The sequence below is a fragment of the Niveispirillum sp. genome (assembly GCF_017996735.1).
Taxonomy (GTDB): domain Bacteria; phylum Pseudomonadota; class Alphaproteobacteria; order Azospirillales; family Azospirillaceae; genus Niveispirillum.
The window spans coordinates 1-17,386 of sequence record NZ_JAGOGJ010000048.1 but is presented as its reverse complement, the minus strand read 5'-3'; the positions used below and the strand labels follow the sequence as shown (position 1 = coordinate 17,386).

15 protein-coding genes are annotated in these 17,386 nt (G+C 66.2%); 12 read left to right on the top strand and 3 right to left on the bottom strand.

The features are described from left to right. Positions 1-24 precede the first annotated feature (24 nt). The 3 genes from KBA48_RS16115 to KBA48_RS16105 are packed head-to-tail and all read left to right on the top strand — an operon-like array spanning position 25 to position 4,331. A complete protein-coding gene (locus KBA48_RS16115) occupies positions 25-2,391 on the top strand; it encodes a glycosyl hydrolase family 28-related protein (RefSeq protein ID WP_292908150.1) in 2,367 nt (788 codons plus the stop codon). Next, positions 2,391-3,872 carry a phage terminase large subunit gene (gene terL / locus KBA48_RS16110; RefSeq protein ID WP_292908149.1) on the top strand — a complete coding sequence of 494 codons (1,482 nt, stop codon included), beginning with the start codon at positions 2,391-2,393 and terminating at the stop codon, positions 3,870-3,872. The genes KBA48_RS16115 and terL overlap by 1 nt, the downstream gene beginning before the upstream one ends. Positions 3,873-3,893: 21 nt before the next feature. Beyond that, the gene (locus tag KBA48_RS16105; RefSeq protein ID WP_292908148.1) at positions 3,894-4,331 is read left to right on the top strand and encodes a hypothetical protein; all 438 of its coding nucleotides are present in this window, start codon (positions 3,894-3,896) and stop codon (positions 4,329-4,331) included. Positions 4,332-4,346: 15 nt separating this feature from the next. Here KBA48_RS16105 and KBA48_RS16100 read toward each other — a convergent pair whose 3' ends face one another. Together KBA48_RS16100 and KBA48_RS16095 are read right to left on the bottom strand one after the other, a co-directional pair. After that, positions 4,347-5,951: a peptide ABC transporter substrate-binding protein gene (locus tag KBA48_RS16100; protein ID WP_292908147.1), complete on the bottom strand. Its 1,605-nt coding sequence runs from the start codon at positions 5,949-5,951 to the stop codon at positions 4,347-4,349. 47 nt (positions 5,952-5,998) lie between these two features. After that, positions 5,999-7,573 (bottom strand): peptide ABC transporter substrate-binding protein, encoded by a 1,575-nt coding sequence (locus tag KBA48_RS16095; RefSeq protein WP_292908146.1) that lies wholly within the window; start codon positions 7,571-7,573, stop codon positions 5,999-6,001. A 154-nt stretch (positions 7,574-7,727) separates the two neighbouring features. Between KBA48_RS16095 and KBA48_RS16090 the strand changes: the two genes are divergently transcribed. From KBA48_RS16090 to KBA48_RS16050, 9 genes are all read left to right on the top strand, one after another. Continuing rightward, a complete protein-coding gene (locus tag KBA48_RS16090; RefSeq protein WP_292908145.1) occupies positions 7,728-8,468 on the top strand; it encodes a TerC family protein in 741 nt (246 codons plus the stop codon). Between the two features lie 83 nt (positions 8,469-8,551). Then, positions 8,552-8,902, top strand: coding sequence for a winged helix-turn-helix domain-containing protein (locus KBA48_RS16085; RefSeq protein WP_292908144.1), 351 nt, complete (start codon positions 8,552-8,554; stop codon positions 8,900-8,902). A gap of 22 nt (positions 8,903-8,924) precedes the next feature. Beyond that, positions 8,925-9,311 (top strand): type II toxin-antitoxin system RelE/ParE family toxin, encoded by a 387-nt coding sequence (locus tag KBA48_RS16080; RefSeq protein ID WP_292908143.1) that lies wholly within the window; start codon positions 8,925-8,927, stop codon positions 9,309-9,311. Further along, positions 9,289-9,612: a DNA-binding transcriptional regulator gene (locus KBA48_RS16075; protein WP_292908142.1), complete on the top strand. Its 324-nt coding sequence runs from the start codon at positions 9,289-9,291 to the stop codon at positions 9,610-9,612. The genes KBA48_RS16080 and KBA48_RS16075 overlap by 23 nt, the downstream gene beginning before the upstream one ends. Before the next feature lie 81 nt (positions 9,613-9,693). Further along, positions 9,694-10,335, top strand: a complete 642-nt coding sequence (locus KBA48_RS16070; protein WP_292908141.1) for a DsbA family protein — start codon at positions 9,694-9,696, stop codon at positions 10,333-10,335. A 4-nt stretch (positions 10,336-10,339) separates the two neighbouring features. Next, the gene (locus KBA48_RS16065; RefSeq protein WP_292908140.1) at positions 10,340-10,951 is read left to right on the top strand and encodes a thioredoxin domain-containing protein; all 612 of its coding nucleotides are present in this window, start codon (positions 10,340-10,342) and stop codon (positions 10,949-10,951) included. Positions 10,952-11,053: 102 nt separating this feature from the next. Further along, positions 11,054-14,578, top strand: coding sequence for a chromosome segregation protein SMC (gene smc / locus KBA48_RS16060; protein ID WP_292908139.1), 3,525 nt, complete (start codon positions 11,054-11,056; stop codon positions 14,576-14,578). A gap of 77 nt (positions 14,579-14,655) precedes the next feature. Then, positions 14,656-15,060 (top strand): tellurite resistance TerB family protein, encoded by a 405-nt coding sequence (locus KBA48_RS16055; RefSeq protein WP_292908138.1) that lies wholly within the window; start codon positions 14,656-14,658, stop codon positions 15,058-15,060. Between the two features lie 4 nt (positions 15,061-15,064). Continuing rightward, complete coding sequence (locus KBA48_RS16050; protein WP_292908137.1) at positions 15,065-16,387, top strand: MFS transporter; 1,323 nt, start codon at positions 15,065-15,067, stop codon at positions 16,385-16,387. A 112-nt stretch (positions 16,388-16,499) separates the two neighbouring features. Here the strand turns inward: KBA48_RS16050 and KBA48_RS16045 are convergent, their stop codons facing one another. Further along, positions 16,500-17,270, bottom strand: a complete 771-nt coding sequence (locus KBA48_RS16045; protein ID WP_292908136.1) for a hypothetical protein — start codon at positions 17,268-17,270, stop codon at positions 16,500-16,502. Between the last annotated feature and the right edge of the window lie 116 nt (positions 17,271-17,386).

Here is a 17,386-nt window from a genome sequence, read left to right as displayed (position 1 = left end):
CTTTTCATACCGCGAGGCCCCCCCATGCCCACCGCCCCGATCCCGGCGGCCAGCCCTGTCGCGCAGTTTGTCGCCGACGGGGTGGTCAGCCGTTTTGCCTTTGCCTTCCCCCTCTATTCCCCGTCCGACCTGTCCCTGCATCTGGACGCCGCCCCCTGGACCAGCGGTTTTACGCTGGAAGGACTGGGTGATCCCGCCGGTGGGGCCGTGCAACTGGATAGCCCGCCGCCTGCGGGCACCATCGTCACCATCGAACGGCGCGTGGCGCTGGAAAGACAGGCGGATTTCCTGGAAAGCGGGCCGCTGGCCGCCCGAAGCCTGAATGAACAGTTGAACCGCCTGACCGCCATGGTCCAGCAACTGGCCGCCGATCAGGCCCGCATGCTGCGCGCGGCCCCCACCGACCTGCCGGCGGCATCGCTGCTGCCCGACCGTTCCGTGCGGGCCGGGGCGGCGTTGGGCTTCGATGCGGCGGGCAATCCCATGGCCCTGCCCCTGGACAGCCTGCCCGCCGCCGGCACCGTCGCCGCCCACGGGGCGGGTGCCGTCAGCCGGGCCGTGGCCGACAAGCTGCGCGATGTGGTGACGGCCAAGGATTTCGGCGCCGTCGGCGACGGGGTGACCGATGATACCGGCGCCATCCTGGCGGCGCTGGCGACGCACCGGTCGGTGTTCCTGCCCGCCGGCACCTATCGCACCAGCGCGCCCATCGTGCTGGGTTATGGCCAGACGCTGTATGGGGAGGGTGAGGGCAGCGTCATCCAGGCCCGTGCCGCCGCCTATGATCCCGTCAACCTGCCGGCATATCCCAGCATGTTCAATGCCGTGGAGATGGTGGACGGCTATGCCACCCTGCGCGACCTGCGCATCGTGGGCGGGGCCTCGGGGGTGAAGATGTTCGGCCGCGACGGGCCTGCCGTGAAGAATGTCGTGGAGAATCTGTCCATCTGGGACAGCATCAACGGTATCGTCCTGGACGGCTATCACGACGCCGACCGGCCCTGTTACTGGAACCATGTGGCCCGCGTGCTGGTGGCGCGGCCGCAGGCGCATGGCGTGCTGCTGACCGTGGAGGGCGATGGCGACACGCCCAACGCCAACAAGTTCCAGGATGTGCGGGTCTATTCCCTGGCCGCGCCGATCAGCGGTTGCGGTTTCTTCATCTCTGCCGGGCGCTTCAACAACAGCTTCACCGATTGCGAGGCCAACCTGCATCCGGGCGGACAGGCCTGTCTGCGGTTGGGGGCCGCCACCGACCAGAACCTGATCGTGAATTTCTATGCCGAAAGCCTGGGCGCCCTGCCCGGCATCCGCATCGATAATGGCAGCCAGAATACCAGCATTGTGAACCTGTTCAGCGCCACCGGCGGGCAGCCGGTCTGGGACACCTCCGCGAACCGCGCCTATACCGCGATCAATGCCGGCTACCCTTTGCGCAACCTGTTGAAGGAGACGCATGTCACCGACCTGCGGGTGGAGGGGTTCAGCGTCGACACCAATTATGTGGAGCCGGACAGCGGCGGCCTGGTCGCGGCCGACCTGACATCGACCACCCATCTGGTATCGTCATTCGGCGGTGCCGTCGAATTCCGTCTGCCCAAGGCCGACACGGCCAATGGCCGCATCCTGACCATCAAGAAAACCGACAGTTCCGCCAACCCCGTCACCGTCACCGAACTGGGCGGGCCGGGGCCGGACGGGCGAGCCGTGATCCTGTCCAGCCGGTACGACCATGTCAGCGTCGTTTCCAACGGCGCCGGCTGGTGGGTCACGGCGCGCACAGGGTCGCCGGGCAATGCCGAATTCCGGGATGAAGGCGGCCTGTTCGAACCCGACCTGATGAAGGATCTGTATCTGGTCAGCGGCGACGACGGGGCCGTGGAGGTCCGCCTGCCCGGCCCATCCGCCCCCCAGGCCGTGGGGCGGCGCATCACCATCAAGAAGTCCGACACCTCGACCGGCATGGTCAGCGTCACCGCCGCCACGGGCACAGGCCCCGACGGCCGCGTCTGGAAACTGGCCCCGCAATATGAGCAGGTGACGGTATTCTCCAACGGCGCGGCCTGGTGGGTCACATCGGCCAGCCGCATGCCGACGACGGTGCATTTCCACGAGGCGGCGGGCCTGTTCCAGCCCGACCTGGGCGCGGAGCATTACCTTGTCTCCGCCTTTGCCGGGGTGGTGGAGGTGCGGCTGCCGGCGCCAGCGGCGGCCAATAGCGGCACGCGCCTGTCGGTGAAAAAGACCGATCCGTCGGCCAACATCGTCAATGTCACCAGCGGCGATGGCAGCGGCGGCCCCGATGGCGGACCCAAGACCCTGTCGGCACAGTTCGACGGCATGATCCTGCTGTCCAACGGGGCCGCCTGGCACATTATCGGGCGAACGTGATGGGGGGCGCCGATGACGACAAGGAAGGCTTCATCGCCTTCCTGGACCGCTGGAACAGTGAACAGGGCATGACCACCCCCGCCCTTCACACTGACATGGCCGGGTGGCTGGAAAGCCGCTGGCGGGCGGGGTCGAAGGAATTGCTGCTGCTGGCCTTCCGCGACAGCGGCAAATCCACCCTGATCGGTCTGTTCTGTGCCTGGCTTCTGTATCTGGATGCCAATCGCCGCGTCATGGTTCTGGCCGCCGACACGCACCTGGCCAAGAAGATGGTGCGCACGGTCAAGCGCATCGTGGAACGCCACCCGCTGTGCCAGGGCATGAAGCCCGCCAAGCCGGAATTGTGGGGGGCGGAGGAATTCGCCATTGCCCGCGACAAGGTGGGCCGCGACCCGTCCATGGTGGCCAAGGGCATCACCGCGAACGTCACGGGCAGCCATGCCGACATCGTGGTCTGCGATGATGTGGAAGTGCCCAACACCTGCGGCACCGCCGAAAAGCGTCAGGAACTGCGCCAACGCCTGGGCGAGGTCGCCTATGTCCTGTCACCCGGCGGCACCCAGCTTTATATCGGCACGCCGCATTCCTTTCAGTCGATCTACAGCCGCCGCGCCTGTGTGGAGGAAGGGGAGGATGCCCCCTTCCTGGACGGGTTCGAACGGCTGGAACGCCCGATCCTGACCGAGACGGGGGCCAGCGCCTGGCCCGAGCGTTTCACGCCCGAAAGCATCGAGCGTATCCGCAAGCGCAGCAGCGCCAACAAGTTCGCCAGCCAGATGATGCTGACACCCGTCGCGCTGGAGGATGGGCGGCTGGATGTGGACAGGCTGCTTCCCTATGACTGGCCGCTGGAGCCGCCGACCCTGGCCCGGCCGGATTTCCGCTTGGGTCCCTACCGCCTGCGCTCGCTGCGTGTCTGGTGGGACCCGGCGCTGGGCCTGCGCGACAAGAAACGGCGCAAGGCCGGCGACGGCTCCGTCGCGGTGCTGGTGGGGGAGGATGGCGAGGGACGGTACTTCGTCCACCGTGCCCTATACCTGACCGTACCACCGGGATCGGAGGAAGCGGCGGGCGCCGCGCAATGCCGGGAACTGACGGCCATGGTGGCTGATACCGGCGTGCGCCTGATCCATCTGGAGGTGAACGGCGTGGGCGCCTTCCTGCCCGAAACGCTGCGCCGGACCCTGGTCGAACAGGGCCAGACCAAGGTCAGCGTCCTGGAACAGCGATCCACTCAGGCCAAGGTGGACCGCATCCTGGGCGCCATCGACGGGCCGCTGCATGCCAGCCTGATTTACGCCCATGACAGCGTCATCGCCGGCCCCCTGGGTCGGGAGATGCGGGAATGGCGGCCGCGCGGGCGCAGCCATGATGACGGGTTGGATGCCCTGGCTGGCGCCATGTCCATGTGCGCCCGCCAGCGCCCCGACCATACGCGCCAGACCGGACCGGTCCTGGCCCAGACCGATTTCGAGCTTTGATCCGACAGCGAGGAGATGATGATGACCCGACCGATGCTGGTCCCCGAACCCGACCGCGCCGCCAGCGTTCCCGTCGATAGCGGTCAGGACGCGCTGGCCCGCGCCATCTGGGCCCATGGAAGCGACCGCGGCGTGCGCGCCATGGAGGCGCTGGCGGCCATGGCCGTCAATGCCCGCCACCGCACGCCGGGCCGGTCGCTGGCCCTGGTGGTGCGCGATCCCACCCTGTTCCCGGCCTGGGGACCGGATGACCCGCGCCACGGCCCCATGCTGGCCGTCGATGGCTGTGACCCTTCCTTCGCCGCTGCCCACCGGATCGCCCGCCGGGCCATCGGCGGGCTGGACCTGATCGTCGCCGGGGCCAACCGGTTCCTGGACGAAGCCGACCCGATCCCCGCCTGGGCGGTGGGGCTGACCCCGGTGGTCATGCTTGGGGGGTTCAGCTTCTATCGCACCTGATCCGGCGGCGCGGGGTCATTGCGCCACCTCCAGATATTGCGACAGGTTGAAATCCAGCGGGTTGGGGGTCCAGCCCTTGACCCGCGGATCGACCAGCCGGCGGCGGGTATTGTGGGTCAGCGGCACGATGCTGTTCGACGCCAGCGCCAGGGTTTCAGCCTGTTTCATCAGCGCGATACGCCGGGCCGGATCGATGCTGGCATTGGCCTCGTCCAGCAGCTTGTCATAGGCCGGGTCCTTGTAGCCGGGCAGGTTCTGCTGCTCCACATCGCTGCGGAACAATTGCAGGAAGGAATTGGCGTCGGGATAGTCGCCGATCCAGGCGTAATACATGATGTCGGCATAGGATTTCTGGTTGCCGATATTGGCCACCACGCGGAATTCCTGATTGTTCAGCCGGGTCTTCACGCCCAGCTTTTGCCGCCACATGGCGGCCACGGCCACGACCACCTTGCGGGCATTGTCGTTGGTGTAGTGCAGGATCTCGATCTCGGGCAGTTCCTTGCCACCCGGCCCGTAACCCGCTTCGGCGAACAGCTTCTTCGCCATCTCGTCACGCTGCGCCTGGGTCTGCGCCGCCCAATCGGGGCGCGGCGGTTCATAGCCGCCGACATTGCCGGGCGGGGTGAAGGTATAGGCCGGCTTCTCCCCGCCGCCCACCACCTTGTCGGCCAGAACCTCCCGGTCCACAGCCAGGTTAAGGGCGGCGCGCAGCTTGGGCGACGACTTCCACGGCTCGTTCTTCAGGTTGAAGGACAGGTAGTAGGTGGAATAGGTCTGCCCCGTCGTATAGGCCTGGGGCAGATTCTCCTTGGCGAAATTGATCTGCGGGTTGGGCAGCGTGTCGGTGACCAGCAATTCACCGGCCCGGAACTTCTTGAACTCCGTATCCTGATTGTCGATCGGGTAGGAGAAGACGGTATCGATCTTCACCTTGGCCGCATCGTAATAATATGGGTTCTTGACCGTCTTGATGTGCGACTGCGGCAGATATTCGACCAGCTTGTAGGCGCCGTTGGACACCAGATTGCCGGGGCTGGTGAAATTCTCCCCGAACTTGTCGATATTGGCCTTCTGCACCGGCGCCATGGCCACATGCTGAAGCGAGGCCAGGAAATAACCTGTGGGCCGTTCCAGCGTGACCTTCAGGGTGCGGGCATCCACCGCCTCCACACCCAGCTTATCGGTCGGCATCTTGCCGGTCGTCACCGCCTGCCCGTTGACCAGCGGCCAGACAAAATAGGCATAGGGGGAGGCATGCTTGGGGTCGGCCAGCCGGCGCCAGGAATAGACAAAGTCCGCCGCCGTCACCGCGGTGCCGTCCGACCATTTGGCATCGGCGCGGAGCGTGAAGGTATAGACGCGGCCATCGGCGCTGACGCTTTCGCTTTCCGCGACGGCCCGGCGGCCCTGACCCTTGGCGTCCAGCGTGTACAGCCCCTCGAACAGATCATAGATGATGCGGGCGGCGGGCTGCAGCTCCGACTTGGTGGGGTCCAGCGTGTCGGGCGTGGCACCGGACCCGCGCTTATAGACCATTTCGGCCTGGACCGGGGCGGACAGCGACAGGGGCGCCAGGGCGGCCATGGCCAGCAGCGGCAGAAGGCGGAAGCTTTTCATGGATCAAGAATCCGATAGGAAGGGAATGGTGATGGAAAGCGGAGGGATCAACCCTTGATCCCCAGGAACCGGGTCGGGTTCTGGTCCAAGGGCGCCTTGGTCCAGCCGGTGATGCGCGGATTGACCAGACGGCGGCGGGTATTGTGGAAGATCGGGATCAGGGCCGTATCCTCCAGCATCATCGCCTCGGCCTTGCCCAGCAAGGCGATGCGGTCCGCCGGGTCCAGGCTGGCATTGGCCTTGTCCAGCAGGGCGTCATACTCTTTGTTCATATAGGCGGGATAATTCTGCTGATCCACGTCGCTGCGCAGCAGCTTCAGAAAGTTGATCGGGTCGGCAAAGTCGCCGATCCAGCCATAGAACAGGGCGTCCTTATAGGTCTTCTGATTGCCGATGGACGAGACGACGCGGAATTCCTGATTGTTCATCACGGTTTCCACGCCCAGCTTCTGCTTCCACATGGCAGCGACGGCGACCATGGTCCGCTTGTTGTTCTCGCTCTGGGTCAACAGGATTTCGACGGGCGGCAGGGGCTTGCCGCCCAGCCCGTATCCAGCCTCCATCAACAGCCGCTTGGCCAGGGCATCACGGGCGATCTGCGGCTGCATGGCCCAGGAGGGGCGGGGCGGTTCGTATCCTGCCACCTTGCCCGGTGGGGTGAAGCTGTAGGCAGCGCGCAAGTCACCCTGCAGCACCTTCTCCACAATCACCTCCCGGTCGATGGCCATGGAAAGCGCCTGACGCAGCTTCGGCGACGATTTCCACGGTTCATGCGTCAGGTTCAACGCCATGAAGAAGGTGGAATAGGTGGGCGTCGGCATGTATTCCGCCGCAACTTCCTGGCGCGCCCAGGTCACCGCCGTAACCGGCAGGGTATAGGTGACGTCCAGTTCGCCGGCCCGGTAGCGCTTCAGTTCGGTATCCACATTCTCCGTCACAATATGCATGACGGTGTCGATCTTCACGTTGGCCGCATCACGGAAATAAGGGTTCTTCACCAGCTTCAGATGTGTCTGCGGCACCATTTCGGCCAGTTTATAGGCGCCATTGCCCACCTGACCGGGTGTCGCCCCCTCCTTCACCGGCGACATGGACTGGTGCGCCACCTGACCCAGGAAATAGGCGGCAGGCTCGGTCAGCTTGACGCGGAACATGAGGTCGCCCACAGCCTCCACGCCCAGTTCCGTCGGCGCCTTGGTGCCGGCCGTCACCTCCCGGCCATTCACGATGGGCCAGACATAATAGGCATAGGGCGACGCCTGCTGCGGGCTGGCCAGACGGCGCCAGGCATAGACGAAATCGCTGGCCGTCACCTTCGACCCGTCCGACCAGCGCCCGTCGGGGCGCAGGCTGAACGTATAGGTTTTGCCATCCGGGCTGATCTCCCAACTGGCGGCGGCTCCGGCGATGGGTTTGCCCTCCGGTCCCGCCGTCAGCAGCCCCTCATAAAGATCATAGATGACGATGGATTCGGGGTGCAGGTCGGCCTTTCCGGGATCGATGGTGCCGGGGGCGGAGCCGATGCCGCGCCGGAACACCGTCTCCGCCCACGCGTTGACGGGGCTGACCAGGGGCAGCAGGACCAGGGAGGAGAGCAGCAACGAACAGGCCAGACGGCGCATGGGCTTGGTTTTCCCTCATGAGCATGGATTGCGGCCCACGCTATGCCCGATACCGTCAGCCCGCAAGGCCCGCTGCTGCCATATTGCAGGGCGGCAAACAGCCCTACTATGGTGCTATCCTTAACGAATCATTTCCTGGGGGCAGGTGGAAACAATGTTTGAATGGATCTATGACCCGAATGCATGGGCCAGTCTGGCGACCCTGACGGCGCTGGAGATTGTGCTGGGCATCGACAACATCATCTTCATTTCGATCATGGCCAACCGGTTGCCGGAGGCGCAGCGCGCCAAGGCACGTCAGGTGGGCTTGGCGCTGGCGCTGTTCATGCGGCTGGGGCTTCTGGCGTCGATCGCCTGGATCGTGTCACTGACCGAACCCCTGTTCACGATCTTCGATCTGGCCATTTCGGCCCGTGACCTGATCCTGCTGGGCGGCGGCCTGTTCTTGCTGTGGAAGGGCACACAGGAGATTCACCACACCATGGAAGGCCAGCACGAGGACGACGGCACGTCCCGCGTAGCGGCCACCTTTGGCGGGGTGATCGCGCAGATCATGGTGCTGGACATCGTCTTCTCGCTGGACAGCGTCATCACGGCCGTGGGCATGGCCAATGATCTGCCGGTGATGATCACCGCCGTCATCATTGCCGTCGCCGTCATGCTGTTCGCGGCGGGGCCGACGTCGAAGTTTGTACAGGATCACCCGACGGTGAAGATGCTGGCGCTGGCCTTCCTGATCCTGGTGGGTGTCGCGCTGATCGCCGACGGGCTGCATTTCCACATCCCCAAGGCCTATCTCTACTTCGCCATCGCCTTCTCGGTCGGTGTGGAAAGCCTGAACCTGCTGGCCACCAAGAAGCGGCGGGCCAAGGCGGGCAACAGCGCCGGGCATTGACGGAACGGGGCTTTGTCACCCAATTGATAGGGGCGGCCCGCAACGGCCGCCCCTTTTCTATGCCCCCCTCATCGGATGTTCCCATGACCCGCCTGACCCTGCGCCTGGATTTCGCCAATGGCAGCCAGATCGGCCCCGGCAAGATCCGTCTGCTGGAAGCCATCGCGGATACCGGCTCCATCGCGGCGGCGGGCCGGTCCATGGGCATGTCCTACCGCCGGGCCTGGCTTCTGGTCGACCAGATCAACCGCGCCTTCACCCAGCCCGCCGTCACGGGACAGACCGGGGGCAGTGGCGGCGGCGGCACGGCCCTGACCGATTGGGGCCGCGAACTGGTGGCGCTCTACCGGCAGGTGGAGGCGGAAAGCCGGCAGGCCAGCGCGGCAGCGCTGGCACGGATGGAGGGGATGCTGGGGGTGGCTTGCTCGCAATAGCACCAGGTGCTAGTGTTTCGTGATGGACGGCAGCATCGTACCCGCCCGGGTATTCAAAACGGCTTGGTTCAGCAGGGCCGCAAGGAAGGCGCGCATCGCCGATACCGAACTATGCGCCGCCATGCGGGCGGTGATGCGTGGCCAGGCCGACGACCTGGGTGGCGGCGTCTTCAAGAAGCGGCTGGACCAGAACCGGCAACGAAGCATTATTGTCGCAAAAGGCCGGCGCTACTGGGTCTATGCCTACCTGTTCGCCAAACAGGACCGTGCCAATATCACCGAGGATGAACTGGCGGGCTTTCGCGCTTTGGCTGACATCTATGCCCAAAAACACGATGTGGAGATCGAACGTGAACTGCTGGCAAAGGAACTGATGGAGATTTGTCATGGCGAAGAAGCGGGAATATAAGAGTGATGCCTTCGCGGCAATCCACAGTGCCGTTGCGGGTATGCATCGCGCAGGTACCATCGACAAGACTACCCTGCGTCAATTTGACGAAACTTGTCTTGTTTCACCCCCAGCCCTGGCACCGGGTGACATTATCCGGATCAGGCAACAGAACAAGGTCAGCCAACCGGTCTTCGCCCGCTACCTGAACACCAGCGAAAGTACGGTGGAGAAATGGGAAAGCGGCGCCAAGCGGCCCAGCGGCATGGCGTTGAAACTGCTTTCGCTGGTGGAGAAGCATGGGTTGCAGATCCTGGTGTAATGGCCCGTGCGGATCGCCTTGCCGCCGCCATCATCATCCCCTATCGTCGGCGCAAACATTCCCCTGGTGGAGATAACATCCGTGAGCGGTTCTGACTTTTCCCGTCGCCAACTCCTGGCCGCCGGCGCCGCCCTGTCCCTTGCCCCCGCCCTGCCGGCGCTGGGTCAGGCTGCCCCCGCCATCGATGTGGCGGCCGCCACGGCGGACATTGTCTATGGCGACCCGAAGGCCAAGGTGACGGTGGTCGAATATGCCTCGCTGGCCTGCTCGCATTGTGCGCATTTCGAGAAGGAGATGTTCCCCACCTTCAAGAAGGAATTCATCGATACCGGCGAAGTGAGGCTGATCTTCCGCGACTACCCGCTGAACGAGCCGGGCCTGCGCGCCCATATGCTGATGCGCTGCGCCGGCGGGGCCAAGACCCAGGCGCTGAAGACCGCCATCTTCAACAGCCAGGCCACCTGGCTGAACCAGAACTTCCTGGCCAATCTGGCCAATATCGGCAAGCTGGCGGGCGTGTCGCAGGCGCAGTTCGATGCCTGCATGGCCACCAAGCCGCTGGAAGATTTCATCATCAAGAGCCAGTACACGGCCCAGCAGGAACATCAGGTCAATTCCACGCCGACCTTCATCGTGAATGGCGAATATGTGATCGCCGGTGCCTATCTGGACCAGTTGACCGACGCCGTGGTCAAGGCCGGCGCCAAGCGCAAGGCGTCGTAATCACATGTGGGGGCGGCGGTTCCTGATCCTGGCCGGTCTGTTGACGCTGTCCCTGCCCGCCCTGGGCCAGGGGGCGACCATCGCCCCCACCTTCGCCGACATCACCTATGGCAACGCCAAGGCGCCCGTCACGGTGGTAGAATACGCCTCCCTGTCCTGCCCGCATTGCGCCCATTTCCACAGCGATATCCTGCCCAGGCTGAAGGCCCGTTTCATCGATAACGGGCAGGTGCGGCTGGTGGTGAAGGATATTCCCAACAATGCCCCCGGCCTGCGCGCGGCACAGTTGGCCCGCTGTCTGGGCGATGACAAGCATGCCAAACTGGCAGACGTGCTGTTCAAGACACAGGCGCAATGGCTGAACGCCGATTTCATGAATGGCCTGGCCCGTATCGGTGCCCTGGCCGGTGTCGGCCCGGCGCAGTTCCAGTCCTGCATGGCCGACCGCCAAGTGGAGGATTTCATGATCCGCCGCCAGCAGGAGGCCGGCCAGCGCCATCAGGTCATGGGCACGCCCACCTTCATCATCAATGACGGTGCCGCGCGGGTGGAGGAAGCCAGCGAGGCGAAGCTGTTCGCCGCCTTGGAAAAGCTGGGCGCCAAGCCCGCCCCCTGATCCAGGGGCATGGGGCTGGTCCTTGCCATCAAAGGGCTTGAACGGACCGCCGGTTAGGCCTACCCATCGCGCCCTTCCCCGCTTCCGACCCTTGGGCCACCCGTGCAGTTCACGAAACTCCGTCTTTCCGGTTTCAAATCCTTCGTCGATCAGACAGAGCTGCTGATCGAGCCGGGGATGACGGGTGTTGTCGGCCCCAATGGCTGCGGCAAGTCCAACCTGCTGGAAGCCCTGCGCTGGGCCATGGGTGAAACGTCGGCCAAGCGTATGCGCGGGGAGGATATGGATGACGTCATCTTCGGCGGCACCGCAACCCGGCCCGCCCGCAATATCTGCGAGGTGACGATGGTGCTGGGCAACAATGCCCGCACCGCCCCCCCGCCCTTCACCGAGGCGGAGGAACTGGAGATCACCCGCCGGCTGGAGCGCGGGTCGGGGTCCGATTACCGTATCAATGGCAAGCTGGTGCGCGCCCGCGACGTGCAGATCCTGTTCGCCGACCATTCATCGGGGGCCAACAGCCCCTCCATGGTCAGCCAGGGCCGCGTCGGTGCCCTGATCAATGCCAAGCCCGCCGACCGAAGGCAATTGCTGGAGGAAGCGGCCGGCATCAGCGGCCTGCATGCAAGGCGGCATGAGGCGGAATTGCGCCTGCGCGCGGCGGAAACCAACCTGACCCGGCTGGAGGATGTGCTGGCCGCCATGGACGGGCAGTTGCAGGGCCTGCGCAAACAGGCCCGGCAAGCCCAGCGTTACCGCCAGGTGCAGGACCATATCCGCCGGGCCGAGGCGCAATTGCTGCATCAGCGCTGGCAGGAGGCCAACCGCCTGCTGGATCGCGCCCGCGATGGCCATGCCGCCGCCGACAGTGCCGTGCGCGATCAGATGCTGGCCGTCGGCAGCACCGTGACCGCCCGCGATCAGGCGGCAGAGGCCCTGCCCCCCCTGCGGCAGGAGGATGCCGCCGCCGGTGCCGCGTTGCAGCGCCTGCTGGTGGCGCGAGAGCAACTGGACGCCGAGGAGACCCGCGTCAAGGAGGCCCATGGCGCCATGCAGCGCCGTCTGGCGCAATTGGCCACCGACCTTGCCCGCGAACGGGCGCTTGCCGCCGATGCCGACAGCGCCGCCGCCCGTCTGGCCGAGGAACGCGCCAGCCTGCTGGACGCGCAGGGCGAGGAGGCGATGGAGCTGGAAGCGGCCGAAGAAGCGCTGCTGACGGCCCGCGACGCGGTGGAGGCGGCGGAACGCGACCTGTCCCGCGCCCTGGAGCAAACAGCCTCCGAGGAAGCGGCCCGTACCGCCGCCGGCAACCGGCTGCGCGATGCGCAGGCCCGCCTGTCCACCCTGGAAAAGCGCCTGTCCGAACAGGCCGCCCAACTTTCCGCCCTGGACGAAAAGATCGGCGACGATGCCGCTCTGGAAGCCGCCGCCGAGGCGCTGGCCCTGGCCGAGGAACGGCTGGATCTGGCGCGCGATGCCGCCGAACAGGCGGAATTGGCCAAGCAGGAGGCCGACAGCGCCCTGGAACAGGCGCGCAGCGATGGACAGGCCACCATCGCCGATGCCCGCGCCGCCCTGTCCCAGGCGGAGGCCCGCGACACCCAGCTTCGTGCCGAGCGCGACGGGTTGCGGGCTCTGCTGAACCTGGAAGAGGAAGACCTGTTCCCACCGCTGATCGACGCGGTCACGGTCGCCACCGGCTATGAGCAGGCGCTGGCCGCGGCATTGGGCGATGATCTGACGGCGCCGCTGGACGAGGCGGCGGCCCGGCATTGGCGCACCCTGCCGCCACTGGACCTCACCGCCCCCCTGCCGCCGGGGGTGGCGCCGCTGTCGGCCCAGGTGAAGGCCCCGGCGGAAATGGCCCGCTGCCTGTCGCATATCGGGCTGGTGCCCGATGCCGCGACCGCCCGCCGGCTGGCCCCCACACTGCTGCCCGGACAGATCCTGGTCAGCCGCGATGGCGGCGCCTGGCGCTGGGACGGGCTGACCACCACGCCCGGCGCCCCCACGGCGGCGGCCATCCGCCTGACCCAGCGCAACCGTCTGGCCGAGATCGAGGCGGAGCTGGACCGCGCCGATACCGATCTGGCCGCTGCCCGCCGTGCCCATGCCGAGGCCAGCGCCACCGCCGACGCGGCCATCCTGACGGCACGACGCGCGCAGGAAGCGGCCCAGGCCGGCGACCGGCAGGCGCGTGACGCGGTGCGCCACGCCTTCACCGCCGTCGATCAGGCCCGCAGCAGCCAATCCCGGCTGGTCAGCGAAGCCGCCGCCGCCCGGTCGAAGCGCGACGCCATGGCCCAGACGCTGGAGGTCCTGACCGCCGACAAGGTGGAGGCCGCGCGTCTGGTGGCCGACTCACAGGCAGCGCGGGACGAGCTTCCCGACCCCACCCTGTCGCGCATGGCGGTGGCCGATGCGCGCGGCCTGCTGGCCGAACAGCGCGGGCACCTGTCGGGCGCGCAAGCGGCCGTGGACCGGGTGAAGCGCGATGCCGAACAGCGCCGCCGCCGCCTGTCCAGCCTGGAAGCCGAAGAACTGTCCTGGAAGGTCCGTGTGGAAGGGGCGACCAGCCGCCTGTCGGAACTGACCGAACGGGCCGAGGAAGGGCGGGCCGAGTTGGAGGCGCTGACCGAACGGCCCCTGGAGATCGCGACGGAACGCGAGACGTTGCGCGGCCATATCGCCACCGCCGAGCGCCGCCGCCGCCAGACAAGCGATGCATTGGCCGAGGCGGAGACGGCGCAGTCCCAGGCCGAACAGGCCGTGCGCAAGGCCGAGGCCGCCCTGGCCGACGCACGTGAGGCCCGCGCCCATGCCGAGGCGGCCGTGGCCCAATCCCTGACGGCGCTGGCCGGTCTGGTGGAACGCATCCGGGAGAAGCTGGATTGTGAGCCGGGGGAGGTTCTGGCCGCCGCCGGTATCGATCCGGAAGAGGAGATGCCGGCGCCGTCACAATTGGAACAGCGCCTGTCGCGGCTCATGGAGGATCGCGAGCGTATCGGCCCCGTCAACCTGCGGGCCGAGGTCGAACTGGCTGAGATGGAGACGGAGACCGCCAAGCTGACCAGTGAGCGCGACGATCTGACCGCCGCCATCGCCCGCCTGCGCCAGGGTATCGGCGCCATCAACCGCGAGGCGCGGGAAAAGCTGCTGGCCAGTTTCGATCTGGTCGACGGGCATTTCCAGCGGCTGTTCACCAAGCTGTTCGGCGGCGGGGCGGCCCATCTGAAACTGACCGAATCGGACGATCCGCTGGATGCGGGCCTGGAGATTTATGCCAGCCCGCCCGGCAAGAAATTGCAGGTCCTGTCGCTGCTGTCGGGCGGGGAACAGGCGCTGACGGCGCTATCGCTGCTGTTCGCGGTGTTCTTGTGCAACCCCGCCCCCATCTGCGTGCTGGACGAGGTGGATGCGCCGCTGGACGAGGCCAATGTCGGCCGCTTCTGCGACATGGTGGAGGAAATGGCGGCCAGCGGCGCCACGCGCTTCCTGATCGTCACCCACCACCGCCTGACCATGGCCCGCATGCACCGCCTGTTCGGTGTCACCATGATGGAACGCGGCGTCAGCCAACTGGTCAGTGTCGATCTGGAAAAAGCCGCAGAGATGGTTGAGGCATAGTACCGCCCCCCGCTTGACGGCGGCATGGGCTTGCACCCTACTGACGGCACGCGTGCCTTGTCCGACAGGAGAACAGGATGATCGACCACCACCGTGCCCTGATCTTTGCCATGGTGCTGACCTCGGCTTCCGACGGCGACATGACCGACGCGGAACTGCATGCCATGGGCGAGAATATCCGCTTCCTGCCGGTCTTTGCCGATTTCGACACGCACAAGCTGCCGCAGGTGGCGCAGGAATGTACCGAGATCCTGAGCGATCCGGACGGTCTGGACTCGGCCATTGAGATGATCCGGCGGTCCCTGCCCAAATCGCTGCGCGAAACCGCCTATATGCTGGCCTGCGAAGTGGTGGCCGCCGACCGGACCGCCACGCAGGAGGAACTGCGCCTGCTGGAACTGCTGCGCCACGGGCTGGACGTGGACCGGCTGACGGCCGCCGCCCTGGAACGCGGGGCCCGCGCCCGTTACACGGTTGCCTGAGGCCATGGCGGTTCCGGGGCTGAAGCCCCCCGCCATCGCCGGCTGGTGCCTGTATGACTGGGCCATGTCAGCCTTCAACACCGTCATCGGCACCTTTGTCTTTTCCGTCTATTTCACCAAGGGCGTGGCGGCCGACCCGGACCAGGGGTCGGCCGATTGGGCCTTCATGCTGGGCCTTTCGGGGCTGCTGATTGCGTGCCTGTCCCCCGTGCTGGGCGCCATCGCTGACCGGGGGGGCCGGATCAAGCCCTGGCTGGCCGCCTGCACCGTGATCGCAATCATCGGATCGGCCTCGCTCTGGTTCATCCGGCCCGACCCGTCCTATGCCCTGCCGGCCCTGCTGCTGGTCGGCATCGCCAGCACGGCGTTCGAACTGTCGAACGTCTTCTATAATGCGCTGCTGCCCGTCATCACCCCGCGCAGCCATCTGGGACGCGTTTCGGGCTGGGGCTGGGGCGTGGGCTATCTGGGCGGGCTGGTCTGCCTGATCCTGTGCCTGGTGCTGCTGTTACAGTCCAATCCACCCTTGTTCGGCCTGATCGGCACGGACGAGGCGCAGCCGGTACGCGCCACCTCCGTGCTGGTGGCCGTCTGGTACGCGGTCTTTGCCCTGCCTTTGTTCCTTCTGGTGCCCGACCGGCTGCCGGAGGCGGGGATGAATGCGGCGCGCGCCGTGCGGGAAGGCTGGGCCAGCCTGGTGACCACCATCCGTGCCATGCCGCGCCATGCCAATACGCTGCGTTTCCTGATCGCCAGCGCCCTGTGGCGCGACGGGATCAACACCATCACGGCCTTTGGCGGCATCTATGCCGGCATCGTCTTCGGCATGGTGGAGGCGCAGCTTATCCTGTTTGCCATTGCGCTGAACGTGGCGGCGGGGCTGGGGGCCATCGGCTTCGCCTGGGCCGACGACCGGATCGGGGCCAAGCCGACCCTGCTGATCAGCCTGACGGGCCTGATCATCACCGGTACCTCCATGGTGCTGGTGGGCACGGATGCCTGGGCCTGGGCGCCCGTCCTGTCCCTGCCGCTGGAATTCACGCCGGATCAGCAATGGCTGCTGCTGCTGGGCATGGGGCTGGGTGTGTTTTTCGGGCCGGCGCAGGCGGCGGCGCGGTCCATGATGGCCCGCATCTCCCCACCGGGGCTGGAGACGGAATTCTTCGGCATCTACGCCCTGACAGGCCGCGCCGTGGGCGTGCTGGGACCGCTGGCCTATGGTTTCGCGGTCACCGCCCTGGGCACGCAGCGCGCGGGCATGGCCAGCGTGATCGTGCTGTTCCTGCTGGGCACCGGGCTGCTGCTGACGGTGACGGAGCGGCGGTAGGAGGGGATTGTAGCAATCCGACACTTAAGGCGGATTGGAGGTCGCCGACAGGCGGCCCGGCGCATGAAGGAGCACGAAATCCCCCTTGATCGGCACGATCAAGGGGTCGGGCTCACTTCATCACATAAGGCTTGCCGGCCAGATCATACATCACGGCCGCCTGCGGCACGGAATTCAGGTTGACGTTGCGCCGCCCGCCCAGGCCCGGTTCGCCGTCATAATGCCAGAGATCCTCGCTGTTCACGTAATAAACGGCGCTGGTGCGGAAGGTGTAATAGCCCTCACGCGCGACCGACACGGTCAGGATCATTTCCGTGTCCGTCTCCATCGGCTTTGAATTCAGCGCCTCCAGACCAACCGCGGCGACACCCGCCGAGATGCCCCAGGGGAACTTGGCCAGGTCGCCGCCCGATAGTTTTGACGCCAGCCCCACCCCCGCCGCCAGCAGGGTCAGCGGGCCGGGGAACGGATCGGCGGCTATGCGCGGGCCGCTGCTTTTTACCGTCAGCACATCAATCCCCACCGCCACCACGTCCGGCCGCGCATCGACGGAAACCAGATGCCCCTGCTGGACCAGCCGGGTGGTCACCGCCGACAGGAAGGCATCGGCGAACAAGGTGTCGTCCTTGCGCATCATATAGACCTGTACCGGCACCTTCCTGCCCATCTGGAATTCCAGGTGGGCGGAAATTGCCGAGGCGACATCGTCCGCAACCACCTGCCATTGCCCGGCCGATTGCAGCACGGGCTGCGGCTTCATGGGGATCGACACGGCCACGGGCCGCCCCGAACAGCCGGCCAGACCCAGGCACAGCGCCGTAGCCAGCAGGGGCAGCAGAGTCTTGCGGGCACGGGGGCGGCGGTTGGCGGGGGCGGGGTTCATGGCGTTCACGTCCGGTTCGGTCGGTGGCTTTGCCGGTAATCAAGCAACCGGCATGCCAGACAACGCACGGTTCAGGCCGGGCGTGCCGTTGTGGCTCCCAGTACGCAGGACAGGCC